General features: G+C 64.8%; 27 protein-coding genes. 21 read left to right on the forward strand and 6 right to left on the reverse strand.

From position 1 onward, the window contains the following. Positions 1-20 precede the first annotated feature (20 nt). The 3 genes from U5817_RS13905 to U5817_RS13915 all read right to left on the reverse strand — a co-directional run bounded on the left by U5817_RS13905 (position 21) and on the right by U5817_RS13915 (position 2,560). The gene (locus U5817_RS13905; RefSeq protein WP_169127601.1) at positions 21-419 is read right to left on the reverse strand and encodes a hypothetical protein; all 399 of its coding nucleotides are present in this window, start codon (positions 417-419) and stop codon (positions 21-23) included. Positions 420-521: 102 nt separating this feature from the next. Further along, positions 522-839, reverse strand: coding sequence for a hypothetical protein (locus U5817_RS13910; protein WP_407277726.1), 318 nt, complete (start codon positions 837-839; stop codon positions 522-524). Positions 840-877: 38 nt separating this feature from the next. Continuing rightward, complete coding sequence (locus U5817_RS13915; RefSeq protein ID WP_407277727.1) at positions 878-2,560, reverse strand: ABC transporter permease; 1,683 nt, start codon at positions 2,558-2,560, stop codon at positions 878-880. 132 nt (positions 2,561-2,692) lie between these two features. Here U5817_RS13915 and U5817_RS13920 point away from each other — a divergent pair, with 132 nt between their 5' ends. The 15 genes from U5817_RS13920 to U5817_RS13990 all read left to right on the forward strand — a co-directional run bounded on the left by U5817_RS13920 (position 2,693) and on the right by U5817_RS13990 (position 16,227). Next, positions 2,693-3,808, forward strand: a complete 1,116-nt coding sequence (locus U5817_RS13920) for an ABC transporter ATP-binding protein (protein WP_407277728.1) — start codon at positions 2,693-2,695, stop codon at positions 3,806-3,808. Positions 3,809-3,817: 9 nt separating this feature from the next. Next, positions 3,818-4,519 carry a leucyl/phenylalanyl-tRNA--protein transferase gene (gene aat, locus U5817_RS13925; RefSeq protein WP_407277729.1) on the forward strand — a complete coding sequence of 234 codons (702 nt, stop codon included), beginning with the start codon at positions 3,818-3,820 and terminating at the stop codon, positions 4,517-4,519. 16 nt (positions 4,520-4,535) lie between these two features. Then, positions 4,536-5,276, forward strand: a complete 741-nt coding sequence (locus U5817_RS13930) for an arginyltransferase (protein WP_169127606.1) — start codon at positions 4,536-4,538, stop codon at positions 5,274-5,276. Between the two features lie 86 nt (positions 5,277-5,362). Next, on the forward strand, positions 5,363-6,385 hold the full coding sequence (locus U5817_RS13935; RefSeq protein ID WP_407277730.1) for a quinone-dependent dihydroorotate dehydrogenase: 1,023 nt from the start codon (positions 5,363-5,365) through the stop codon (positions 6,383-6,385). 106 nt (positions 6,386-6,491) lie between these two features. Beyond that, positions 6,492-7,076, forward strand: a complete 585-nt coding sequence (gene rsxA / locus U5817_RS13940; protein ID WP_169127610.1) for an electron transport complex subunit RsxA — start codon at positions 6,492-6,494, stop codon at positions 7,074-7,076. A gap of 97 nt (positions 7,077-7,173) precedes the next feature. Next, positions 7,174-7,725 carry an electron transport complex subunit RsxB gene (gene rsxB, locus U5817_RS13945; protein WP_169127612.1) on the forward strand — a complete coding sequence of 184 codons (552 nt, stop codon included), beginning with the start codon at positions 7,174-7,176 and terminating at the stop codon, positions 7,723-7,725. Continuing rightward, a complete protein-coding gene (gene rsxC / locus U5817_RS13950) occupies positions 7,722-9,371 on the forward strand; it encodes an electron transport complex subunit RsxC (protein ID WP_407277731.1) in 1,650 nt (549 codons plus the stop codon). Before rsxB ends, rsxC begins: the two co-directional genes overlap by 4 nt. A 1-nt stretch (position 9,372) precedes the next feature. Then, positions 9,373-10,383 (forward strand): RnfABCDGE type electron transport complex subunit D, encoded by a 1,011-nt coding sequence (locus U5817_RS13955; RefSeq protein ID WP_407277732.1) that lies wholly within the window; start codon positions 9,373-9,375, stop codon positions 10,381-10,383. After that, positions 10,380-11,042: an electron transport complex subunit RsxG gene (gene rsxG / locus U5817_RS13960; RefSeq protein WP_407277733.1), complete on the forward strand. Its 663-nt coding sequence runs from the start codon at positions 10,380-10,382 to the stop codon at positions 11,040-11,042. Before U5817_RS13955 ends, rsxG begins: the two co-directional genes overlap by 4 nt. Positions 11,043-11,055: 13 nt before the next feature. Beyond that, positions 11,056-11,754 carry an electron transport complex subunit E gene (locus U5817_RS13965; protein ID WP_169127620.1) on the forward strand — a complete coding sequence of 233 codons (699 nt, stop codon included), beginning with the start codon at positions 11,056-11,058 and terminating at the stop codon, positions 11,752-11,754. A gap of 14 nt (positions 11,755-11,768) precedes the next feature. Further along, entirely contained in the window at positions 11,769-12,401 is a 633-nt protein-coding gene (gene nth, locus U5817_RS13970; protein ID WP_169127622.1) for an endonuclease III, read from the forward strand. Between the two features lie 21 nt (positions 12,402-12,422). After that, a complete protein-coding gene (locus U5817_RS13975; protein WP_169127624.1) occupies positions 12,423-12,848 on the forward strand; it encodes a DUF1841 family protein in 426 nt (141 codons plus the stop codon). A gap of 103 nt (positions 12,849-12,951) precedes the next feature. Beyond that, positions 12,952-14,094, forward strand: coding sequence for an ATP-binding protein (locus tag U5817_RS13980; protein ID WP_169127626.1), 1,143 nt, complete (start codon positions 12,952-12,954; stop codon positions 14,092-14,094). Between the two features lie 55 nt (positions 14,095-14,149). Next, entirely contained in the window at positions 14,150-14,992 is an 843-nt protein-coding gene (locus U5817_RS13985; protein WP_169127628.1) for a MoxR family ATPase, read from the forward strand. Positions 14,993-15,048: 56 nt separating this feature from the next. Continuing rightward, positions 15,049-16,227: a vWA domain-containing protein gene (locus tag U5817_RS13990; RefSeq protein WP_407277734.1), complete on the forward strand. Its 1,179-nt coding sequence runs from the start codon at positions 15,049-15,051 to the stop codon at positions 16,225-16,227. A gap of 33 nt (positions 16,228-16,260) precedes the next feature. On the opposite strand, the gene U5817_RS13995 is transcribed toward U5817_RS13990, so the two are convergent. Beyond that, the gene (locus tag U5817_RS13995; RefSeq protein ID WP_339379998.1) at positions 16,261-16,758 is read right to left on the reverse strand and encodes a MarR family winged helix-turn-helix transcriptional regulator; all 498 of its coding nucleotides are present in this window, start codon (positions 16,756-16,758) and stop codon (positions 16,261-16,263) included. Positions 16,759-16,926: 168 nt separating this feature from the next. Here U5817_RS13995 and U5817_RS14000 point away from each other — a divergent pair, with 168 nt between their 5' ends. Beyond that, on the forward strand, positions 16,927-18,327 hold the full coding sequence (locus U5817_RS14000; RefSeq protein ID WP_407277735.1) for a chloride channel protein: 1,401 nt from the start codon (positions 16,927-16,929) through the stop codon (positions 18,325-18,327). A 59-nt stretch (positions 18,328-18,386) separates the two neighbouring features. Here the strand turns inward: U5817_RS14000 and htpG are convergent, their stop codons facing one another. Further along, positions 18,387-20,315 (reverse strand): molecular chaperone HtpG, encoded by a 1,929-nt coding sequence (gene htpG / locus U5817_RS14005; RefSeq protein ID WP_407277736.1) that lies wholly within the window; start codon positions 20,313-20,315, stop codon positions 18,387-18,389. 78 nt (positions 20,316-20,393) lie between these two features. Continuing rightward, positions 20,394-20,957 carry a transcription elongation factor GreB gene (gene greB, locus U5817_RS14010; RefSeq protein ID WP_407277737.1) on the reverse strand — a complete coding sequence of 188 codons (564 nt, stop codon included), beginning with the start codon at positions 20,955-20,957 and terminating at the stop codon, positions 20,394-20,396. 329 nt (positions 20,958-21,286) lie between these two features. On the opposite strand from greB, the gene U5817_RS14015 reads away from it, so the two are divergent. Genes U5817_RS14015 through U5817_RS14035 form a run of 5 tightly spaced genes read left to right on the forward strand, consistent with a single transcriptional unit; the run spans position 21,287 to position 24,819 of the window. Continuing rightward, positions 21,287-21,577 carry a phosphopantetheine-binding protein gene (locus U5817_RS14015; protein ID WP_169127636.1) on the forward strand — a complete coding sequence of 97 codons (291 nt, stop codon included), beginning with the start codon at positions 21,287-21,289 and terminating at the stop codon, positions 21,575-21,577. Continuing rightward, on the forward strand, positions 21,574-22,233 hold the full coding sequence (locus U5817_RS14020) for a hypothetical protein (protein WP_407277738.1): 660 nt from the start codon (positions 21,574-21,576) through the stop codon (positions 22,231-22,233). Before U5817_RS14015 ends, U5817_RS14020 begins: the two co-directional genes overlap by 4 nt. After that, on the forward strand, positions 22,230-23,582 hold the full coding sequence (locus U5817_RS14025; RefSeq protein WP_407277739.1) for an AMP-binding protein: 1,353 nt from the start codon (positions 22,230-22,232) through the stop codon (positions 23,580-23,582). Before U5817_RS14020 ends, U5817_RS14025 begins: the two co-directional genes overlap by 4 nt. Continuing rightward, a complete protein-coding gene (locus tag U5817_RS14030) occupies positions 23,579-23,878 on the forward strand; it encodes a 3-hydroxylacyl-ACP dehydratase (RefSeq protein WP_407277740.1) in 300 nt (99 codons plus the stop codon). The genes U5817_RS14025 and U5817_RS14030 overlap by 4 nt, the downstream gene beginning before the upstream one ends. Beyond that, on the forward strand, positions 23,875-24,819 hold the full coding sequence (locus U5817_RS14035) for an acyl-CoA synthetase (protein WP_407277741.1): 945 nt from the start codon (positions 23,875-23,877) through the stop codon (positions 24,817-24,819). Before U5817_RS14030 ends, U5817_RS14035 begins: the two co-directional genes overlap by 4 nt. Position 24,820: the final 1 nt, after the last annotated feature.

The following is a 24,820-nucleotide window of genomic DNA, read 5'->3' on the forward strand; positions in this document are numbered from 1 at the left end:
CATATTGCAGACCGACCTCCTTACTCGGATTGCGGGCTCGGTGTCGTATTCGGCTTCGGGGAACGCTTGCGAAACTTGCGTGCAGGCTTCTTGGCCGGCACCTCGTCTGCGTTTGGGGCCGCAGGAGTGGCGTTCTTTGGGGGGGCTGCCGGCTTTTGCTGCGCGGGAGGCTTGCCTTGTCCGCCTTGCTTTTGCGGACGGCCCCCTTGGCGCGGCCCGCGGGCCGGCTTGACGCCCAGCCCGGTCGATGGGGTCGGGCGCCTGAGGTTCGGGTCGGGCGCGCCCTCACGATTCCCGGGGGCAAGGCTGATCTCGAGTTCGTTGAGCTCGTCCCATTCGGCGTCGGAGCGCTGGTTGTCGGGTATCGCCAGCAGTTCCTGCAGGCGACGACGCGGAGAGGTCGATTGCGGTGCATTCATGGTCGAATTATCCCATCGTTCGGGCTTGCACGCTCTTGTTCTTGCTCAAAAAGTCTCGCCTGCAGCGGGTACTGCGGGCGCCTTGGCCTTGTGGCGAGTCGTTCACTTCGGAAAACGACGTGACACTCGCTCGACGATCGATCCGCGCGCGGCGACCTCGGTCGCCCCAGCCTGCTTGGCCGCCTCGAATGCCTCGGGATCATATTGCGGAGCGAAAACGATGATATCGACTTCGGGAAAGTTCGCACGCAACTGCGTGATGTGATCGCAAGCATTACGCACCGCAAGATCGACCACGATGCAGTCTGGCGTTTCCGTGCCGCGCTTCTTGAGCATGGTCGCACCCGAGGCCTTCCACTCGGACTCGAGGCGCATGCGGTTAATCAAATCATCACACCACAACAATATCTTGACTGTCATCCCCTAACCTCCGCAATCTTTCTCATTCGAAACGCAATCTAGACTTCCGTTTCCTCGACTGTGCGCCGGTTCCCGCGCGCAATCTGGCGCGAGATGATGAACATCGGCAGCAGGCCAACGGCGACAATCGTGATGGCAGCGGTCGATGCCTCGGCCAGCCGTTCGTCCGACGCGAGCGTGTGCGCCTGCGTCGCCAAGGTGTCGAAGTTGAACGGCCGCATGACCAGGGTCGCCGGCAATTCCTTCATCACGTCGACGAACACGAGCAGACCGGCAGTAAGGAGGCTGCCCCGCAGGATCGGGACATGGACGCGTTGCAGCGTCGCCCACTTCCCGATACCGAGGCTGCGCGAAGCGTCGTCCATGTTCGTGGTGATCTTGCCGAGACTGCTTTCAACCGTATGCAGGGCGACGGAAAGGAAACGGCTCAGGTAAGCATACACCAGGGCGGCGATTCCACCGGTCAGCACAAGCCCCGGATTGACGCCCGTCACCCCCTCCCACCAGGCCGCAATCGCGTGGTCGAGCCGCGTGACAGGGATAAGCACCCCCACCGCGATAACCGAACCCGGCACGGCGTAACCGAGTCCTACGATGCGATTCAGAACGCGGGGAAGGTGCGTGCGTGACAGCCGTGCGGCATAGCCGAGGAGGATCGCCAGCAGCACGGCGAGGAGTGCCGTGACGAGGGCGAGCACGAAGCTGTTGCGCGCCAGTTGCACGAAGCGAGCGCCAAACTGCGCGTCGCCGTCAACGAGCGCCATGCGCACGAGCAGGAAGGCGGGCAAGAGAAAACCGAGCAGGAGCGGCATGAAGCACGCCAGCGCGGCGACAAGGCCCAGCGGACGCGACAGCCGGACCGGGGTCGGCGCTGATTGCTGGCGAGAGGTGTTGTTGAACCGGGCCCGTCCGCGGCTGGCGTGCTCGAGCACCAGCACGAGCACGACAAAGGCCAGCAGCACCGCGGACAACTGCGCGGCGGCGACGCGATCGCCGAGCGAGAACCAGGCGCGGTAGATGCCGGTCGTGAAGGTCTGAACACCGAAGTAGGAGACGGTTCCGAAATCCGCCAGCGTTTCCATCAGCGCGAGGGCGGATCCGGCAACAACCGCAGGTCGCGCCAGAGGGAGGGAGACGCGGAAGAAGCAGCTCCAGGGGCCGAGCCCAAGGGAGCGCCCGGCTTCCAGCATTCCGGACGCGCGTTCGAGGAAAGCGGTTCGAGCCAGGAGGTAGACGTAGGGGTACAGGACGAACATGAACATCGCGACCGCACCACCCGCGGTGCGGACGTCGGGGAACCAGTAGTCTCCCGCCTTCCATCCGAAGACCTCGCGCAGCCCGGTTTGCAGGGGGCCGACGAACTGGAGGAAATCGGTGTACACATAGGCCATCACGTATGCCGGGACGGCGAGCGGCAGGACCAGTGCCCACTGGAAGAAGCGACGCCCGGGAAATTCGGTCATGGTGGTCAGCCAGGCCGTCGCGACGCCTATCGTAGATACGCCGAGGCCGACGCCGATACACAGGATCAGCGTGTTGCGGATGAACTCCGGCAGAACGGTCGACGACAGGTGGCTCCATGTCCCCGCGGTACCTCCCACGAACACGTTCGAGAAGACGGAGATCACCGGCATCGTGATCAAAACGGAGATCAGCAGCGACCCGGCCGTCAGGGACGACCAGCGCTCGTGCAACTTTCCCAGCCCTTCCAGAAATCTCATCTCGCTCCCGACGGGGTCACGCCGCGAGGTCCATTCCACGCGGCAGGTTATCGAGAATTATAATTCATCCCATTTCGCTTACCGCGATGCAATAATGGCCATCGCACTTTTCAACGCTGTATCGGAATCTCCATGTCCCACCTCGAGCTGGCCGGCATCGATCTCGCGTACGGAGGTCATCAGGTTGTCCGTAATCTTTCTTTCCGCCTCGAAAAGGGCAGCATCGGCTGCCTGCTGGGGCCGTCCGGCTGCGGCAAGACAACCGTATTGCGCTGCATAGCCGGTTTCGAGCCGGTCATGTCCGGGGTGATCCGGCTCGATGGCGCCGTGGTGAGCGGGAGCGACCTGCATGTTCCGCCCGAGCGGCGGCGTATCGGAATGGTGTTCCAGGATTACGCGCTGTTCCCCCACCTTTCGGTTGCCGGGAACATCGAGTTCGGTTTGCGTCACCTTGAAGCCCAGCAACGTCGCGAACGTGTCACGGAGTTGCTGCGCGTCGTCGGATTGGCCAGCCAGGGGCACAAATACCCGCACGAGATGTCGGGAGGCCAGCAACAGCGGGTCGCCCTCGCCCGCGCACTTGCCCCCCGCCCCAGCCTGCTATTGCTCGACGAACCGTTTTCGAACCTCGACGTGGAGCTGCGCGAACGCCTGTCCTACGAGGTGCGCGACATCATCAAGGCGACGAACACGACCGCGATTCTGGTCACGCACGACCAGCACGAGGCCTTTGCGGTTGCAGACGAGATCGGGATCATGAACGAGGGGTGCATCCAGCAGTGGGATACGCCGTACAACCTCTATCACCGGCCCGCCAATCGTTTCGTCGCCGACTTCATCGGACAGGGGGTGTTCCTTCAGGGGCTGGTGCTCAACGACCATGAGGTCAGGGTCGAACTCGGAACGCTTAACAGCGCAATTCCCGTCGAGTGCGGCATCGGCTGCGGCAACTGCGACCGCGACTGCACGGTGTCGGTGCTCCTGCGGCCGGACGACATCGTGCACGACGACACGAGTACGCTGCAGGCGGAGGTGGTGCACAAGGCTTTCCGCGGGGCCGACATCCTCTATACGCTGAAACTCGAGAGCGGAGCAAGAGTGCTGTCGCTGGTGCCGAGTCACCACAATCACGCGCTCGGCGAGCGGATCGGGATCCGACTGGACGTCGATCATGTCGTCACCTTTCACGAAGGGTCGGACGAGGCGGTGAAGGAGCGCCCACTGGTCGGCCCGATCCGGGCGCAATGAGCGCCGGCGATGATTCCCTGGCTCACCGGCAGTCCGCGGTTTCCTCCGGTCGAATCGGCGCTGGCTGACCCACCCGGCCTGCTCGCCGCGGGGGGCGAACTTGCACCGGAATGGTTGCTCGCCGCGTACCGACAGGGAATCTTCCCGTGGTACAGCGCGGGGGAACCGATACTCTGGTGGAGTCCGGACCCCCGACTGGTGCTCGTTCCGTCGAGGATGAAAATTTCCCGCTCGCTCGGCCGAACCTTGCGCCAGCATCGCTTCGAGATCCGCTTCGATACGGCGTTTTCCGATGTCGTCGCTGCGTGCGCGGCACCGCGGGAGCCCGGTGGGGGGACGTGGATCACCGAGGAGATCCAGGCAGCCTATCGCCGCATGCACGAACTCGGCCATGCACACAGTGTCGAAGCGTGGTGCGATGGCGAGCTCGTGGGGGGGCTTTACGGCATCGGGCTCGGGAGGGCATTCTTCGGGGAATCGATGTTCAGCCGCCGCTCGGATGCATCCAAGGTCGCGCTTGCGCACCTCGCCCGCTACCTCGCGTCGAGGAATTTTGCGGTGATCGATTGCCAGATGACCACCACCCATCTGCTCTCGCTCGGAGCCTTCGAGATCGCGCGCGCCGAGTTCCGCGCCGGCCTGGAAGTCTGGACGCGGGAGGGGGACGGGCCCGGGCGTTGGCCGCCGGACGCGGGCCGGGGATTGTTCTGATCACATACTCGCAGACATGCAGAAAGACTATCCGTACGCACTGATCCAGTTTTACGCGACGGCCCCTTATGCTTGCTCTTACCTTCCGGAACGGGTGGCACGTTCGCAGGTCGCGACCCCGGGACACCTCATCGACACTGCCGTGTACAGCGAGCTCGTCCGTAACGGCTTCCGGCGCAGCGGCATGTTCACCTATCGCCCCTACTGCGATCATTGCCGCGCCTGTGTGCCGGTGCGGATTCCCGTCGATGCCTTCGTTCCGGACCGCAGCCAGCGGCGTAGCTGGGCGCGGCACTGCACGCTCGAGGCGCGCGAGCGGGATCTCTCCTTTTCCGAAGAGCACTACGCGCTGTATCAGCGCTATCAGGGTTCGCGGCACGCAGGCGGTGGAATGGACCAGGACAATCGCGAGCAATACGCGCATTTCCTGCTGCAGAGCCAGGTGGATACGCGTGTCGTCGAGTTCCGCGATCAGGGTGTCCTGCGCATGGTCAGCGTGATCGACCGCCTGAGCGACGGTCTCTCCAGCGTTTACACGTTCTTCGATCCCGACGACCCAAAGGCGAGCTACGGGACCTATGGCGTGCTATGGCAGATCGAAGTGTGCCGCCGATTGCACTTGCCCTATCTCTATCTGGGGTACTGGATCAAGGACAGCCGGAAAATGACCTACAAGATCCGCTTCCACCCTCTGGAAGGACGCATCCGGGGCGAATGGCGCCCCCTGGATCCATCGACGGATTCTGATTCGGAATAGCACGCGGCGTAGCTGCCGTCCGCTGGCACGCGCTTTCTTCGGAAATCCGGGGGGCGAGGCGCGGCGCGAAACGGTAGAATTCGCGGATGCTATACGACATCGCCCGCCCCATCCTGTTTTCGCTCGATGCGGAAACCGCCCACGAATTTTCCCTCGCTGCCCTGAACCTTGCCGGACGCATCCTTCCTGCTGGCAAGCCGGCGCCGTCCGATGCGGTCGAGGTCATGGGACTCAGCTTCCCCAACCGTATCGGCCTCGCGGCCGGGCTGGACAAGAATGGCGAGGCCATTGACGGGCTCGCGCGGTTCGGTTTCGGCTTCCTCGAGATCGGCACCATCACTCCGCGTCCGCAGCCGGGCAATCCGCGCCCGCGGCTGTTCCGCCTCCCGGAGGTGCGCGGGATCATAAACCGCATGGGTTTCAACAACCACGGTGTGGACGCGCTGGTCGCAAATGTCGGCGCGGCGAAGTTCAAGGGCATTCTGGGCATCAATATCGGCAAGAACTTCGACACGCCGATCGAGAACGCCGCAGACGACTACCTCGCCTGTCTCGACAAGGTCTATGCGCTGGCGAGCTACGTGACGGTCAATATTTCGTCGCCGAACACCAAGAACCTGCGCCAATTGCAGGGCGAATCCGAACTGGACGACCTGCTCGGCCGGCTCAAGGAGCGGCAGGCACGGCTGGCCGACAAGCACGGACGCTATGTGCCGCTGACGCTGAAGATCGCACCGGATCTCGAGCCTGCCCAGGTGACCAACATCGCCGATGCCCTGCGGCGCCATCGTATCGACGGGGTGATCGCGACGAACACCACGATCTCGCGCGAGAAGGTGCAGGGCGTGCGCTACGGCGAGCAGCAGGGCGGCCTGTCCGGTGCGCCGGTGTTCGAGGCCTCGACCGCGGTCGTCGTCCAGCTTGCGCAGGCGCTCGGCGGCGAACTTCCGATCATCGCCGCCGGGGGCGTGCTGGACGGACGGGGTGCTCGGGCCAAGCTCGAGGCCGGGGCGCAACTGGTGCAGGTTTATAGCGGCCTGATCTATCGCGGCCCCTCGCTCGTGCAGGAGTGCGTGCGCGCAACGGCCGATTTCGGCGCGGACCGCTGACAGTGCCACCCGATGGCCCCAAAAGGCATATGCCTATAACCCGTTCAGGGTTGAGCGGGACATAACGGCGGGACATAATTCCGCGGATATCAACCGGTTCTCGAACATGACCAGCTACATCTTCATCATCATCGGCGCTGTTCTGGTGAACAACGTCGTCTTTGTCCGGATTCTCGGGCTGTGTCCCTTCATGGGCGTGTCCAAGAAGCTGGAGACGGCGGTGGGCATGGGCGCAGCGACGACGTTCGTGCTCACCCTGGCGTGCGGAACGAGTTACCTGATCGATCACTATCTGCTGGAGCCGTTCGATCTCGCATTCATGCGCACGCTTTCGTTCATCGTTGTCATCGCGGCGATCGTGCAGCTCACCGAGCTGGTCATCCAGAAGACAAGCCCGGTCCTTCACCAGGTTCTCGGCATCTATCTTCCGCTGATCACGACCAACTGCGCGGTGCTGGGCATCCCCTTGCTGAACGTCGGTCTGCGGCATGATCTGCTGGAGTCCCTTCTGTTCGGCTTCGGCTCGTCGATCGGCTTCACGATGGCCTTGATCCTGTTCGCCGGGATTCGCGAACGCCTGGATGGCGCCGACGTCCCCACGCCGTTTCGCGGCACGGCGATCGCAATGGTCACGGCAGGCTTCATGAGCCTGGCGTTCATGGGTTTTGCCGGGCTGGACCGATTTCACTAGCCCAAGCCTCCGAACCCCTACCCCAAACTGATCCGGCGCAGGCGGAGCACTCCGGCAGCGGACTGTTCCCCGACGCCCCGAACCTGGCACACACTCCATGTTGACCGCCATCCTCATCATGACAGGCATCGCCATCGTGCTCGGCGCAGCACTGGGCTATGCCTCGATCCGTTTCAAGGTCGAAGGCGATCCGCTGGTGGAGAAGATCGACGCGATCCTTCCCCAGACGCAATGCGGCCAGTGCGGCTACCCCGGCTGCAAGCCGTACGCGCAAGCCATCTCGAACGGGGAAGCCGACATCAACCAGTGCCCGCCGGGCGGCGAAGAGGGTATCCGCAAGCTCGCCGACCTGCTGGGCCGCGAATTCAAGCCGCTCTCGGAGGAGCATGGCACCGAGAAACCGAAATCGGTCGCGCGCATCGACGAACAGGTATGCATCGGGTGCACCCTGTGCATTCAAGCCTGTCCGGTGGATGCGATCCTCGGCGCGGCGAAGCAGATGCATACCGTGGTGGCACCGCTGTGCACCGGGTGCGAACTGTGCGTTGCGCCCTGCCCGGTCGACTGCATCTCGATGGTTCCGGTCGCGGAGACCGTTGAAAATTGGAAATGGAAATATCCGGTGCATGAACTGAGGTCTGTCGCATGATCACCCGCCTTTTCGGCTTCAAGGGCGGGGTCAAGCCCGAATCGCACAAGAACGAATCGTCGGGGACACCGATCCAGAAGGCTCCGATGCCGAAGCGGCTGGTCATCCCGCTGCGTCAGAGCATCCGCTCGACGGCACGGTGCCTGGTCCAACCCGGGCAGAAAGTGCTCAAGGGCGAGCACATCGGCGAGGGCGAAGGCGGCCTCGGAACGAGCGTGCACGCCTCCACCTCCGGGACCGTCGTCGAGATCGCGCCGTACCCGATGGCGCACGCGTCGGGCCTAGAAACCCTCTCCGTGGTGATCGAACCGGACGGAGAGGACCGCTGGATCGACCATACGCCCCTCGACTTGCCGACAGTGTCGCGCGAGGAGGCGCTTGCCTGGCTGCGCGGCTGCGGCATCGTCGGCATGGGTGGCGCCGGTTTCCCGACCCACGTGAAGGTCGGCGGCGGCCGCGGGATCGAGACGCTGGTGATCAACGGGGCCGAATGCGAGCCCTGGATCACCTGCGACGATCGCCTGATGCGCGAGCGTGCGCCCGAGGTGTTGTCGGGAGCGATGATCCTGCGCGAGCTGATCGGGGCCAAGCAGGTGCTGGTGGGCATCGAGGACAACAAGCCGGAGGCGATCGCTGCAATGCAGGTGGCGGCGAGCACGCTCGGGGACGGCATTGCGGTGGTCCCCGTTCCCACGCTCTACCCGGCGGGAGGTGAAAAGCAGTTGATCCGAGTGCTGACCGGCGTCGAGATTCCGCAGGGCAAGCTCGGCACCGATTTCGGCGTCCAGTGCTTCAACGTCGGAACGGCCCACGCCGTGCACCGCGCAATCTGCTTCGGCGAGCCCCTCGTTTCGCGTGTCGTGACGCTGACCGGCAACGTGGCGCGCCCCGGAAACTACGAAGTGCTGCTCGGCACGCAGGTTGCGGAGCTGCTGGAGCTGGCCGGCCCCAAAGCGGATACGGACCGCTACATCATGGGTGGCCCGATGATGGGTACCGAGCTGCAGAGCCTCTCCGTGCCGGTCACCAAGGGCACGAACTGCGTGATCTCGGCCTCGCCGGCACTCTTCCCGCCTCCCCCGCCCGAGCTGCCGTGCATCCGCTGCGGCGCCTGCGCGCGTGCCTGCCCGGCCGAGCTGCAGCCCTTCGAGCTGTACTGGTTCTCGCGTGCGAAGAACTTCGGCAAGGCGCAGGAATACCACCTGTTCGACTGCATCGAGTGCGGTTGCTGCGCCTTCGTGTGCCCGTCGCGCATCCCGCTGGTCGACTACTACCGCTTCGCCAAGGGCGAAATCTGGGCAAGGGAACGCGAACGGCAGGCATCCGATCAGGCGCGGGAACGCTTCGAATTCCGCAATTTCCGCCAGGAGCGCGAGAAGGAGGAGAAGGCGGCCAAGCTCGCCGCAAAGGCCGCCGAAACGCGTGCAAAGCTCGCCGACACGGGAGAGCCCGCGCCAGCACCGGCCGAGGCCGAAGATCCGAAGAAGGCGCTGATCGCGGCTGCGCTGGCACGCGCCAAGCAGCAGCAGGCCGCCGTCACGCCCAGGAACACCGAAGACCTGAGCACCGACGTCCAGGCGGAAATCGCCGATATCGACGCCCGCCGCGACAAGCTAAACCAGCAAGACGCCGACAAGGCGCCCTGACATGATCAATTCTCCGTATATCCGCAAACCGGCCAGCGTCCAGGGGGTGATGCTGGCGGTCCTCATCGCGCTGATCCCCGCCATCGTCGTTTACGCCTCGCAGATTGCTGCGGTCGTGCTCGTCAACCTCGCCATCGCGACGATAGCCGCGCTGGCCGGCGAGGCATTGGTGCTCAAGCTGCGGGGCAGACCGCTGGCGCCGGCACTCTCCGACCTGTCGGCGGTGGTCACCGCGTGGCTGCTGGCGCTGTGCTTCCCGCCCATCCTGCCGTGGTGGGCGACCGCGTTGGGAGTCCTCATCGCGATCGTGGCGGTCAAGCACCTTTATGGAGGGCTCGGACAGAACCCGTTCAACCCTGCGATGGTCGCCTACTGCGCGATGATCGTCGCCTTCCCTGCGCTGATGTCGCAATGGCCGGCCGCCGGCCAGCTGGACTTCGCCACGCAGCTGGGGCTGGTGCTGGGCGGGGCGCGCGAGCTCGATGCCATCGCCAGCGCCACCGCGCTCGACACGATCAAGACCGGCCTCCGGACCGCGGGGGCGACCGTCGAGTCCATCATGGCCCAGGGCGGAAATTTCGGCTTCGTGAGCGGGCGCGGCTGGGAATGGCTGGCGCCCGCCTATGCCCTGGGCGGCATGTACCTGCTGGCACGCGGGATCATCACGTGGCACATGCCTGCGGCCTTCCTCGGTGCCCTCGCTGCGATCTCGGCGGCCTTCTGGCTGGTCGATCCCGCGCACTACGCGTCCCCCCTCTTCCACCTCGCGAGCGGCGGCGCAATGCTGGGCGCGTTCTTCATCGTCACCGATCCGGTCTCGGGCGCAACCACGCCTCGCGGCAAGCTGATCTTCGCCGCCTCCATTGCGTTGGTGGCCTACATCATCCGCAGCTTCGGCGCCTTCCCCGAGGGCGTCGCCTTCGCGGTGCTGCTGCTGAACATCTGCGTTCCGCTGATCGACATGAATACGCAACCGCAGGTCTTCGGGCACAGGGGAGACAAGGCACGATGAGCGCCCGTTACACTGCAGCGCGCACTTCGGTGCGCACGGCCGGCATCATGGTGCTGTTCACCGTGGTCTTCACTGCCCTCATGTCGGCGACATTCCAGCTCACCCGTCCGGCCATCGAGGCCTCTGCGCTCGAAGGCAAGATGCGTCTGATCCGCGAGGTGTTGCCGCCCTCCGCCTACGACAACGCGCTGCTGGAAGATTCCGTCGCGCTCGGCCGGACGCCGGAACTGGGGCTCGATCAGGGCGGACACATCTACCGCGCGCGCAGGGCCGGCGAACCGGCCGCCATGGTGCTCGAGGTCGTCGCGCCGGACGGCTACGCGGGCCGGATCCAGCTGGTGGTCGCGGTCGGTGTCGACGGGCGGGTGAGCGGCGTCCGGGTCACGGCGCACAAGGAAACCCCGGGGCTGGGGGACTACATCGATCCGAACAAGGATCGCAACAAGTCGCAGCCCTGGATCGGGCAGTTCGCGGGGGTGTCGTTCGCGGACGTCGGCCTGGAGAAGTGGAAGGTCAAGCGCGACGGCGGAAACTTCGCCTACCGCAGCGGAGCGACGATCAGCGCGCGTGCGGTGACAAACGCGACCGCGCGCGCCGCCGACTACGCGATCCGCAACCGCGACGCGCTGTTCGCCGCACCGGCTGGCGGAAGACTCTGACGGAGAATGCTGAATGAATCTGCAAAGCTTTCGCGAATCGGCCTGGAACGGCCTGTGGCGCCAGAACACGGGCCTGGTGCAGTTGCTCGGCCTGTGCCCGATTCTCGCCGTGAGCACGAGCGTGGTGAACGCGGCAAGCCTCGGGCTGGCCACCGTGGTGGTGATGGCGGTGTCGAACCTCGCCGTGGCATCGCTGCGGAACTTCATCCCCTACGAGATCCGGATCCCGGTGTTCATCCTGATCATCGCGGCGCTCACCACGGTGGTCGATCTGGCCTTCAATGCGTATTTCCACGATCTTTATCTCGTGCTTGGCATCTTCATACCGCTCATCGTCACGAACTGCATCGTGCTTGCGCGCGTCGAAGCCTACGCGGCGAAGAACGATCCGGTTTCGTCGACCGTCGACGGCGTGATGATGGGACTGGGCCTCGTGTGGCTTCTGGCGGTGCTTGGCGGTCTGCGGGAGCTCGCCGGCAATGGCACGCTGTTCGCGGGCATCGAGATGATCTTCCCCGGGCTATCGGCGATCTCGGTGTTCGGCCCCGACTATCCCGGCTTCCTGATCGGCATCCTGCCGCCCGGCGCCTTCTTCGCGCTCGCGTGCCTGATCGCGCTGTCGAACGTGATCCGTGCACGCGCCGCGAAAAGGAAGGCCGCGACACAGGAGCCCGCCGCACCGGCCGCCGACCAGCCGGCGTCGGCGGCCTGAGGCCGGCAGCGAGCATGAAGCGGGAGTCCGTCCGCGAGTTCTTTCGCCGTCTTGCGGAAGCAAATCCGCATCCCACGACCGAGCTCGAGTACGGATCCCCTTTTCAGCTGCTGGTGGCCGTAGTCCTGTCCGCCCAGGCGACCGACAAGAGCGTGAACCTCGCGACACGAGGTTTGTTCGCTGACGCCCCGACCCCGGAGGCGATCATCACGCTGGGTGAGGAAGGTGTCGCCGCGCATATTCGCACGATCGGCCTGTATCGCAACAAGGCAAGGAACGTGGTGGCACTGTCGCATCTGCTGCTCGAACGCCACGGCGGCGAAGTGCCGCGCGATCGCACCGCGCTGGAGGCGCTGCCCGGCGTCGGACGCAAGACCGCTAATGTGGTGTTGAACACGGTGTTCGGCGAGCCGGTGATGGCCGTTGATACGCACATCTTCCGCCTTGCGAACCGTACCGGGCTGGCGCCCGGCAAGGATGTCCTCGCCGTGGAGCACGCGCTGATGCGACGCGTGCCCAAGGAATTCCTGCGGGACGCTCATCACTGGCTCATCCTGCACGGCCGCTACGTCTGCACCGCGCGCAAGCCCAGATGCGGCGAGTGCCTCGTGCGCGACTTGTGCGATTTCCGCGATAAGACCGCCTAACCCTCCAACAATCGAGAGCAAATGTTCAATCCATCCCGCGATCAGGTCCGTACCTTCTTCATCGATAGCTGGCGTAAATATCGCGCGAAGGAGGTCCTGACCCCGATCGAGCACATGGCCAACGACCTTATCCTGCTCCACCCGGAATATCACGCGCTGCTTGAGGACCCGGAAGCGGTCACCAGGGAGTTTCCTCCCGAGGGCGGGCAGCTCAATCCCTTCCTGCATCTGTCGCTGCATCTGGCGATCGAGGAGCAGCTGTCAATCGACCAGCCCCCCGGCTTGCGCGCCGCGTTCGAGTCCTGCCAGGCTCGCCGGGGCGATCGGCACGCCGCCCTGCACGACGTGCTGGAGTGTCTCGGGGAGACGATGTTCGATGCGCAGCGGAACAACCGGCAGCCAGACGGCGAGGCTTATGTCAGCTGCGTGCTGCGCCGCGCGGGTTGAGGCGGTGTAAACTCCGCTGATGTAGCCCCGGCCACCAGCGCCGTTGCGCCCTGCCCGCCCCGCTGACGTTCCGCGTGGGCTTTCCCGAGGAGCACTGCCGGACATGGAAGCGCTACCCGAACTTTCCATCCTGCTCGTGGAGGACGATCCCCTCCAGGGCGAACGCATGGCGATGCTGCTGCAGGGCCTCGGACAGAAGGTCAGGGTCGCGGAATCGGGGGAAGTGGCGCTCGATCTGTTCGCGGCAGCGCCCGCCGATCTTGTGCTCATGGACGTCATGCTGCCGGGCATCGACGGGTTCGAGACGACCCGGCGGATCAAGTCGATGTGCGGCGGCCGCTGGGTGCCGGTGATCTACATGACCGTACTCGGCGGGTGTGCAAATCTGGTCGAGGGTCTTCACGCCGGCGGCGATGATTACCTGGTGAAGCCGGTGGAATTCGAGATCCTCGAGGCGAAGCTGCGCTCGGCGATGCGCACGCTCGGGCTGTACCGCGACCTTGAACGGTCGCGCGACGAACTGGCGCGCACCAATGCGGCGCTGCGCGGGGCAAACCGCGAGCTGGAATGTTTCACATACGCCGTCGCGCACGATCTCAAGTCGCCGCTGCGTGCGATCAACGGCTATGGCAGCCTGCTCGCTTCCAGCGAAGCCGGCCGGCTCTCCGACGACGGGCATTCCTGTCTTGAGAAGATTCTTGAGGGGACCGAGCGCATGGGTCTCCTGATAGACGATCTGCTCGAATATTCGCGCATCGAACGCGGACCGACGGCCTTCGAGGAGATCGACGTGCGCGAGCTCGTCACACAGCTGATCGCGGACTTCGACGAGGAGATTCGCGCCAACGGTGCCACGGTGGAGCTTGCGCCGTCCTGCGCCTCGCTCCTGGCGGACCGCAGCGGACTGATCCAGGCCTTGCGGAACCTGCTTGGCAATGCGCTGAAGTTTTCGGCAAGGGTGGCCAGGCCCCGCGTCGTCATCGCATGCGAGCGGAACGACGACGGCTTCCATGTCTCCGTGCGCGACAACGGCATCGGCTTCGACATGAGCCACCACGAGCGCATCTTCGACATCTTTCATCGGCTGCACCGGGACGACGAATATCCCGGCACGGGGATCGGGTTGGCGATCGTGCGCAAGGCTGTCGCGCGCATGCAGGGGCGGTGCCGGGCCGAAAGCGCGCCCGGCCGGGGGGCAAGCTTCCATCTCGAGTGGCCGTTACCGTCCGCGGCATTGAACACTTAGTGTCCTTGGTTGGTGGAGCCCATATAATCGGGGTTCGCCAACGAGAGGACCCCCCATGCGTTTCGAAGGATCACGCGATTACGTCGCCACCCCCGACCTGATGCTCGCAGTGAACGCGGCAATCAAGCTGCAGCGACCGCTCCTGATCAAGGGCGAACCCGGCACGGGCAAGACCATGCTGGCCGAACAGGTCGCCGAGGCGCTGGGTCTGCCGCTGCTGCAGTGGCACATCAAGTCGACCACCAAGGCCCAGCAGGGTCTGTACGAATACGATGCGGTTTCGCGCCTGCGCGACTCGCAACTGGGCGACGACCGGGTCAAGGACATCGCCAACTACATCGTCAAGGGCGTGCTGTGGCAGGCGTTCGAATCCGAAACTCCGTGCGTGGTGCTGATCGACGAGATCGACAAGGCGGACATCGAATTTCCCAACGACCTGCTGCGCGAGCTCGACCGCATGGAATTCCATGTATACGAGACGCGCAAGACCATCCAGGCGCGCAACCGGCCCATCGTATTCATTACGTCGAACAACGAGAAGGAACTGCCGGACGCCTTCCTGCGCCGCTGCTTCTTCCATTACATCCGCTTCCCCGACCGGGACACGATGCAGCGGATCGTGGACGTGCATTTCCCGGACCTGAAGAAGGATCTCCTGCGCGAGGCGCTCGAGGTGTTCTTCGGGCTGCGCGATGTACCGGGCCTGAAGAAGAAACCTTCGACCTCGGAGCTGATCGACTGGCTCAAGCTGCTGGTGGCCGAGGACATCCCGCCCGAGGCGCTGCGCGCACAGGACCAGCGGGCGGTCGTGCCGCCGCTTGCCGGCGCGCTGCTGAAGAACGAACAGGATCTCCATCTGTTCGAGCGGCTCGTATTCATGGCGCGCAACAATCGCTGACGGTCAGGCGTCGATTCGAGATCAAGGGCTGAAAGGCCCGACGAAGGACGAGGACCATGCTCATAGATTTTTTCCTGCATCTGAAGGCGAGCAAGCTGCCCGTGTCCACGCGGGAGTTCCTGACGCTTCTGGAAGGTCTGCGCGATGGCGTGTGCGGCCATGCGATCGACGATTTCTACTTCTACGCTCGTACCTGCCTGGTCAAGGATGAGTCGCGCTACGACCGTTTCGACCAGGCATTCGCCGCGTACTTCAAGGGCGTGACGGAGATCCCCGGCCTCGAGAAGGAGCTGCCGGAAGAGTGGCTGCGGGCGATGATGAAGAAGCACCTGTCGCACGAGGAAAAGGCACAGCTCGAGAAGCTCGGCTGGGACAAGCTGATGGAGGAGTTCCGCAAGCGCCTCGAGGAGCAGAAGGGACGCCATCAGGGCGGTTCGAAATGGATCGGCACCGGCGGCAAGTCGCCATTCGGCAACGGCGGCTATCACCCCGAGGGCATCCGCGTCGGCGGCGAGTCCGCGGGTAACCGTACCGCGATCAAGGTGTGGGAGAAGCGCGAGTACCGCAACCTGGACGATTCACTGGAGCTCGGCACGCGCAACATCAAGGTCGCGCTGCGACGGCTGCGGCGCTTCGCGCGCGAGGGCGCCGCGGACGAGCTGGATCTCGACGGCACGATCGCCGCGACCGCTCGCAATGCCGGCTGGCTGGACCTGATGATGCGGCCGGAACGCCACAACGCGGTAAAGGTGCTGCTGTTCCTGGATGTCGGCGGGTCGATGGACGACCACGTGAAGGCGTGCGAGGAGTTGTTCTCCGCCTGCCGGGCGGAATTCAAGCACCTCGAGCACTTCTACTTCCACAACTGCGTGTATGAGTCGGTGTGGCGCGACAGCCATCGCCGCCACGCGGAGCGGATCCCGGTTCATGACCTGATCCACAAGTATGGCCCGGACTACAAGCTGATCTTCGTCGGCGACGCGACGATGAGCCCGTACGAGATCCTGCATCAACATGGTTCGATCGAGCACATGAACCGCGAACCGGGCGCCGACTGGATAAGACGCCTGCTCGACGCCTGGCCGGCAGCCGCGTGGCTCAATCCCGAACCGGAACGGCTGTGGCCTTATCGGCAGTCGATCGAGATCATCAACAACATCATGGCCCAGCGCATGTACCCGATGACGCTCGAAGGTCTCGAGCGCGCGATGCGGCAGCTGTCGAAGAAGACCTGACGACTTAAACGAGTTCGCGGCGTAAGACGCGACTTACTCTGTGAAGGGCAAGGGCTGCATGCCGAAGCCCTCGTCGAGGCCCTTGATCTGCTGCAACAGTCCGTCCAGTTCTTCCTGGAGCCGTGCCTGGGAGGACGCATCGAGCAGCCGCAGCGCCTCCGGGAGGACTCCGCGGGCAGGCGACGGCGCCCGCGCCAGCAATTCGCGCCCCGCGGGCGTCAGCGACAGCCGCACGACGCGTTGGTCGGCACTGTTGCGCGCCTTCGCGACCAGGCCGTTGGTCTCGAGCTTGTCGATCATGTTGGAGGCGGTCGACTGATGCAGGGCCATCCGTTTGGCAAGTTCGCCCACACGCAGGCCGGGCTCCTCGAGCAATTCCTGCATTGCCCATAGCTGGGCGCCGGTAACGCCGCTCTGCTTCTCGACCCACTGGGAATGACGCTGAGCCGTGCGAATCAACACCCGGAAACGCTGCAGGACGGACAGCGGGCTCACCTGGCTCGGCTGACTGCGGTCGGCGGACTTGCTCACGATACGAGACCCCTTTTTGCAACATCCGGGAGATCCCGGTAAAAATATTTGTGTAAATATTGTGAAACCCCTTCGGGTTTCCCTACGATCTTTCGGGATATCGTAGCGGAAGCGCCGGCGAACCCCAACAAATCCAGCAGTTGCGGACTTCAACTCCAACGGGCCATCGTGTCGTCCAACCTCCCTCCAACCGATGCAAAACGTTCGGCTCGCACCTTCCGCCACATCGCGCGATCGAGCCGCCGCTACGCGAGCCCCCTGATCTCGCTCGGCCACTGGCGCCGGCGCGCCCTCCTCGTCGGCGCAGCACTCCTCGCCGGACTCTTCGCCATCGTTTTCGCAATCGGCGCCGAGCACGCGATCGAATTGCACGCAAGGATCATTGCAAGCTCGCCCTGGCTGTCGCTCGCCCTTGCTCCCGCCGGATTTGCCGGCATGGCATGGGTCGCCCGGCGTTTCTTTCCCGCCACCCAGGGAAGCGGGATCCCGCAAACGATTGCCGCTTCGCTCAGCCCCGATGCCGAGGTGCGCGGACGCTTGCTGTCGCTGAAGATCGCAGGCGCCAAACTGATTCTGACTCTCGGCGGACTGCTCTCGGGGGCATCCATCGGTCGAGAAGGGCCGTCGGTGCAGATCGGCGCCTCGGTGATGCATTCACTGGCCGGGAGACGCTTCGGTCGTATTGCATCGAGCCGCAACCTAATCGTTGCCGGTAGCGGAGCGGGTATCGCGGCTGCATTCAATACGCCCCTGGGCGGAATAATGTTCGCGATCGAGGAGATGTGCCGCCATCATGCCTTCCGCGCAAATAGCACGACGCTGACGGCGGTGATCTTCGCGGGCCTGATGTCGCTCGGCATCCTTGGAAACTACACGTATTTCGGCCGTACGCCGGCGGCGCTCAGCTGGCCCGCGGGTATCTGGCCGGTGCTGATCTGCGGCGCGGCAGGCGGCATCCTGGGTGGCACCTTCAGCCGACTGCTGGTTGCTTCCGCACGCGGCCTGCCCGGTCGCGTGGGCAATTTCGCCGCGGAACGCCCGATCGCCTTCGCAGCCGGCTGCGGGCTCGCGACCGCGCTCATCGGACTCGTGACGGGAGGTGCCACTTACGCGACCGGCTATGCCGAGTCCAAGGCGGCTTTGGAAGGAACCGCACCGCTGTCGGTTTACTTCTTCGCAGCGAAGATGCTGGTCATCTGGCTCGCCTTCGTCAGCCGCATTCCCGGTGGAGTCTTCGCCCCTGCACTTGCAGTCGGGGCAGGACTCGGCTCGACGCTGGCGGCGCTGAATCCCGGTGAGGAAGGGCCGGCGCTGATGGTCCTGGGCATGGTCGCCTTCCTTTCGGGCATGACGCTCACACCGATCACGTCCTTCGTGATCGTGATGGAGATGACCGCAAATCACGAGATGCTGATTCCGCTGATGGCCGCATCCGTCATCGCATACGGCTTCTCCAGATCGGTGTCGCCTCGCGCCCTCTACGACGCGCTGGCGGTTCCTGCCTTGGAGCGCGCGCAAGCGGAGGTCGGGCGGGACGCCGCCGCGCGCGAAAAGGCGGACGCGTCGTAAACGAAAACCGCCCGCAGGGCGGGCGGCTCCGGCGATGCCTGAGTGGCGGCGCGTGCGGATCAGTTGCCGCTCATCGCCATCATCAGCTGGTTGATGCGCTTGACGAAAGTCGCCGGATCGTCGAGCGTGCCGCCTTCGGCGAGCAGCGCCTGGTCGAAGAGCACCGCTGCCCAGTCGTCGAACTGCTTCTCCTCGTACTTCAGGCGCATCACCGCGGGGTGCTGCGGGTTGATCTCGAGGATGGGCTTGGATACCGGCGCCTGCTGGCCGGCAGCCTTCAGGATGCGCGCGAGGTTCATCCCCATGTCGTGCTCGTCGGCGACGAGGCAGGCGGGCGAATCGGTCAGGCGGTGCGTGACGCGCACGTCCTTGACACGCTCGGCAAGGCTCGCCTTCATCTTCTCGAGCAGCTCCTTGTACTCGTCGGCGGCCTTCTCGGCTTCCTTCTTCTCGGCCTCGTCCTCGAGCTTGCCGAGATCCAGGCCGCCCTTGGCGACGGAGACGAGCTGCTTGCCGTCGAACTCGGTGAGGTTGCCGATCACCCACTCGTCGACGCGATCGGACAGCAGCAGCACTTCGATGCCCTTCTTGCGGAAGATCTCGAGGTGGGGGCTGTTCTTCGCGGCATTGAACGATTCGGCCGTGACGAAGTAGATCTTGTCCTGGCCTTCCTTCATCCGGGCGATGTAGTCGGCGAGCGAGACGGTCTCGTCGGGGGTGTCGTCCTTCGTCGAGGCGAAGCGCAGCAGGCCGGCGATCTTCTCCTTGTTCGCGAAGTCCTCACCGACGCCTTCCTTCAGCACCTTGCCGAATTCCTTCCAGAAGGTCGCGTACTTTTCCTTATCGGAAGCCTCGTCGCTGGTGGCGAGGTCTTCGAGCAGGCCCAGCACCTTCTTCGTGCAGCCGGCACGGATGGTGTCGATGTCCTTGCTTTCCTGCAGGATCTCGCGCGAGACGTTGAGCGGCAGGTCGGCCGAATCGACGACCCCGCGCACGAAGCGCAGGTAGGTCGGCATCAGCTTCTCGGCGTCGTCCATGATGAAGACACGCTTCACGTACAGCTTGATGCCGTGGCGAGCGTTGCGGTCCCACATGTCGAAGGGAGCGTGCGCCGGGACGTACAGCAGCTGGGTGTATTCGTGGCGGCCTTCCACTCGGGCGTGGCTCCACGCGAGCGGCTCGTCGTAGTCGTGGCCGACGTGCTTGTAGAAGGCCTTGTACTCGTCGTCGCTGATGTCGCCCTTGGAGCGCGTCCACAGCGCGTTGGCCTGGTTGACGGTCTCGTCCTCGTCGGTCGTGACCTGCTCGTTCTTGTCCTTGTCCCACTCCTCCTTCTTCATCAGGATGGGCTGGACGATGTGATCAGAGTACTTGCGGATCAGGCTGCGCAGCTTCCAGCCGGAAAGCAGGTCGTCCTGGTCGTCGCGCAGGTGCAGCGTGATCTCGGTGCCGCGAACGGCCTTGTCGATCGCCTCGACCGTGTATTCGCCGGCGGCATCGCCCACCATCGAGCATTCCCATTTAACGCCCTGCGAGGCAGGGAGGCCTGCGCGGCGCGTGACGACGGTGACCTTGTCGGCAACGATGAAGGCCGAGTAGAAGCCCACGCCGAACTGTCCGATGAGGTGGGCGTCTTTCTTCTGGTCGCCGGTGAGTTGGGAGAAGAACTCCTTGGTGCCGGACTTGGCAATGGTGCCGAGGTGCGCGATCGCCTCGTCACGGCTCATGCCGATGCCGTTGTCGGCGACGGTGACGGTCTTCGCATCCTTGTCGAAGGAGATGCGGATCGAAAGTTCGCCGTCGCCTTCGAACAGCTCGGGCTTGTCGAGGGCCTCGAAGCGCAGCTTGTCGCAGGCATCCGACGCGTTCGAAACCAGCTCGCGCAGGAAGATCTCGCGGTTGGAGTACAGCGAGTGGATCATCAGGTGAAGGAGCTGCTTCACCTCGGCCTGGAAATTGAGGGTCTGGGCGCCAGCGGCGGTCGTCATCGTTTGAAACTCCGTTGTCACAGGAATGCGCCTGCATATGGGGCGCATTCCGGGAATTTCAAGCGCTGCCGGAATCGATCACTCGTAGCGGATTTCGACGACCTCGATCTCGCGCAGCCCCGCCGGGCTCTGGAAGCGTACGACGTCGCCCTCGCGCGCCTTCATCAGCGCGCGGGCAAGAGGCGAAATCCAGCTGATGCGGCCGGCGCTGGCGTTAGCCTCGTCTACGCCGACGATCTGCCAGGTCTGCTCGCCCTCGCCGTCGCCGTCCTCGACGTCGAGCACGGTCACGGTTGCGCCGAAGAAAACCTGCTCCATGCCCTGCTGGCGCTCCGGGTCGACCACCTCGGCCGACTCGATGCGCTTGATCAGGAAGCGGATGCGGCGGTCGATCTCGCGCAGGCGCTTTTTGCCGTAGATGTAGTCACCGTTCTCGGAGCGGTCGCCGTTCGATGCGGCCCATGCGACCGTTTCGACAAGCTTGGGCCGCTCGATGCGCACCAACTGGTCGAGCTCGACGCGCAATGCGTCGTAGCCGCGCCGCGTCATGTAGTTCTTTGTGCCCGGGGGCAGGCGGACCGCCGCAGGGACGTCGTCGTCATCGTCCTGGCCGTCGCCTTCCTTGGTAAATGCCTTGCTCACCGTGAGGATCCATCCTGTCGAGGGAACGGTCACCTGTGCCGTGCCCCCTCCGTTTTCTGTACTGTTACCGGATGCAACCGCATCCGCGGCCGCAGCGCCATCGCTTCATGATAACGGATCAGTGCTTCAGCCGCGCAGGATGCGCCCCCCAGCGGCTGCGCGGAACGAGTCAATCCTATAAACTGCAGGGTTTTCACAAACAAATTGCAATCGCGAGGCGCTACCGCGGTCGACCTCTCCCGGGCGACACTTCGGCAGTCTCGCGACCAGCGCGCGCATCGCCCTGCGAAAAGCGCGTCGCCGCGAATTCAACGCATTTCCGCCGATTCATGACCCAAGCTGCCACCCCCTCTTCCGCCGATCTCGATGCACTGCGCCTCGAAGTAGCAGGCCTCGTCGTCGAAGCCCTGAACCTGGACATGGCTCCCGAATCCATCCCGGCCGACGATTCCCTGTTCGGCGAAGGACTGGGCCTCGATTCGATCGACATCCTCGAGGTCGCGCTCGTCGTCTCGAAGCGTTACGGCTTCCAGCTGCGCGCCGACAACGAGGACAACGTCAAGATCTTCCGCTCCCTGCGCAGCCTCACCGAGTACGTCGCGGCCAACCGCACGAAATGACGCCCTCACTCGTCCGCGTCGGGCGCGGACTTGCGATCGGCGTCGCCGTAGTCGCCTGGGCGGTCGCTGCGCATTACACGAGTGCGCTCGTCGATGAGTCGTCCTGGGGGGCGCTCCTTGCGATCGCACCCTTCGCGGCGATTGCCGCGGCTTTCGCCTGGCAATCGTCGCGACGCACCGTGTTGCTCGGCTTGCTTGCTGCCGCCACGCTGGTGCTGACGCTGGCGTGGCCGACGCTTGCGCGCAACGTCGGCTGGCTCTATTTGGTCCAGCACGTCGGCACAAACGTCCTGCTGGGGATCGGTTTCGGACGCACGCTCGCGGCCGGGCGCGAACCGATGTGCACGCGCATCGCACGCACGATGCACGCCACCGTCAGCCCCGCGCTCGCTCGCTATACACGGCAGGTGACGGTCGCATGGACGATCTTCTTCGGCGCGACTGCGGCGATTTCCTGCCTGCTGTTCGCGTTCGGCTCCATCGAGACGTGGTCCGCCTTCGCCAATCTCCTGACCATGCCGCTGGTCGGACTGATGTTCCTTGCCGAGTACCTCGTGCGCCTCAGGCTGCTCCCCGAAGATCGCAGCAGCATCCTGGACGCCGTCCGCGCGTACCGGCGCGCGTCGCCCACCGCAAAACCTGTTAACGAGCAATGACGCACCCCGCTTCCGCTACACTGCCGCTCCTCGCCCATACCAAACCGGATGCCGTGGTCGCCTGGCGGCACGACGGCCCCGTGACGGTCGAACGCTTCCTGGGTGACGTTGAGCGCCTCGCATCCTCGCTGCCCGCGGGCGGACACGTCCTGAACGTGTGCGCGGATCGCTACCGCTTCACCGTCGGGCTGGCCGCGACGCTGGTGGGCCGCAAGATCAGCCTGCTGCCCTCGACGCATACCCCCGAGACCGTCCGGCAACTTCAGATGTTCGCGCCCGACACGTTCTGCCTGACCGACAGCCCGGCCTGCGACATCGACTTGCCGCAACACCACTTCATCGAGTCCCCGGTGGCCGCTTCGCCGGAAGGTGGCGCGGTGCCGATGATCGACGTGGATCAGGTCGTGGCCTATGTGTTCACGTCCGGCTCGACCGGCACGCCGATGCCGCACCCGAAGACCTGGGGGCCGCTCGTGCGCAACATCGCGGCAGAGGCCGACAGGCTGGGGCTGGTCGACAAGCCGTTCACACTGATAGGCACCGTCCCGCCGCAGCACATGTACGGTTTCGAATCGACCGTGCTGCTGGCGCTGTTGTCCGGCGGCGCGATCTGGTCGGGGCGGCCGTTCTATCCGGCGGACATCGCGGACGCGCTGGCCGCAGTTCCCCGTCCGCGCGTCCTGGTCTCCACGCCGTTCCACCTGCGTACGCTGCTGAGCGCAGGGACCGAGGTGCCGCCTGCGGACCTCGTCGTATCCGCCACCGCTCCGCTGTCGGGCAACCTCGCGGTAGCGCTGGAGGCGCAATTGCAGTGCCCGCTGATCGAGATCTACGGCTGCACCGAAACCGGCCAGACGGCCACCCGGCGCACGGCCGAAACGGCCGAATGGCAGCTGATGCGCGGTCTCGCGCTCACTGTTGAAGACGGGAAGGTGTGGGCCCACGGAGGCCATGTCGAGACGCCAACGATGCTGAGCGACATCATCGAGCCCACCGCGGACGATCGCTTCCTGCTGCACGGGCGCTCGGCCGACCTCGTGAATATCGCTGGCAAGCGCAGCTCACTCGGTTACCTGAACCATCAGCTGAATGCGATCCCGGGTGTCGTCGATGGCAGTTACTTCATGCCCGAAGACGAACAGACCGACGGGGTGACGCGCCTGACCGCGGTCGTCGTGGCGCCGGGCCTCGACCGCGCGACGCTGCTGCAAGCCCTGCGCGAGCGAGTCGATCCCCTGTTCCTGCCGCGCCCGCTGATCTTCGCGGACGCGCTGCCGCGCAACGCGACGGGCAAGCTTCCGCGCGCGGCACTGGAGGAACTGCGCCGCACGCTGGGCGGCAGCGAATGATTCACGAATCGAGCGTGCGGATTCCCGCCGATCATCCGTCTTTCGCGGGCCACTTCCCTGGCCGGCCGATCGTGCCGGGCGTGGTACTACTCGGCCTGGCGACCCGCGCGCTCGCGGATGCCCTCGGGCGCCAGGTACCGCCCTGCGGTATCGCATCCGCCAAATTCCTGCGCCCGGTCGGCCCGGATACCGAACTGCGCATCCGCCTTACCGAATCCGGAACGAACTGGCGCTTCGACATCCTTGCCGGGGACGACTGCGTCGCGACCGGCGTCCTGCGAGTCGATCCGGCGTGAGCGACGCGTCGAGCGCAACGCCCCGGCGGGGAACCGCCGAATGGGCGAGCCGTCCGGAACGCAGCAACTACGCGACGCTGCGGCTGATGACATGGATCTCGCTGCGACTCGGCCGCCGCGTGGGACGCGCAGTGCTGTTGCTGATTTCGGCCTACTTCCTGCTCTTCGCGCCGGCCGCCCGGAAGGCCTCGAGAGAATGGCTCCGACATGCGCTGGGCCGACGCCCTGCCGCCATGGAGCGGTTCCGGCACATCTTCAGCTTCGCGAGCACGATTCACGACCGCATTTATCTGGTGAATGACCGTTTCGACCTGTTCGACATCCGCGTACACGGGGGCGAACTCGTGCGGGCAGCGGTGGATGGTGGCCAGGGCGTGTTCCTGATGGGGGCGCACCTGGGCAGCTTCGAGGTCATGCGCGCGATCGCGCGTCAGCAACCCGGGATGCGGGTGGCGATGGTCATGTACGAGGAGAATGCGCGCAAGATCAACGACACGTTGGCCGCGATCAATCCGGCCGCACGCGCGGACATCATTCCGATGGGGCATCTCGATTCGATGCTGCAACTGAAGGAGCGCCTTGATGACGGCTCGCTCGTGGGCGTGCTCGCGGACCGCAGCCTGGGCGACGACCCGTCGCAGCCCGTCGATTTCTTCGGTGAGCCCGCGGAGTTTCCGGTCGGCCCGTGGCGCATCGCGGCCATGCTCAAGCGGCCGGTGATCCTGATGGTGGGGTTGTATCGCGGCGGCAACCGCTACGACGTGCACTTCGAGGAACTCGCCGATTTCTCCGCGGCAACGCGCGAGAACCGGGCACGGCTGATCGATGACGCAGTCGAACGCTACGCCGCACGCCTTGCGCACTACGCCGGACAGGCACCGTACAACTGGTTCAATTTTTTCGATTTCTGGCGCAGTGCGCGACGCCGCGCGACGCATTGAC

This window comes from Aromatoleum evansii (genome assembly GCF_045689615.1).
In the GTDB taxonomy this organism is placed as follows: Bacteria; Pseudomonadota; Gammaproteobacteria; order Burkholderiales; family Rhodocyclaceae; genus Aromatoleum; species Aromatoleum evansii.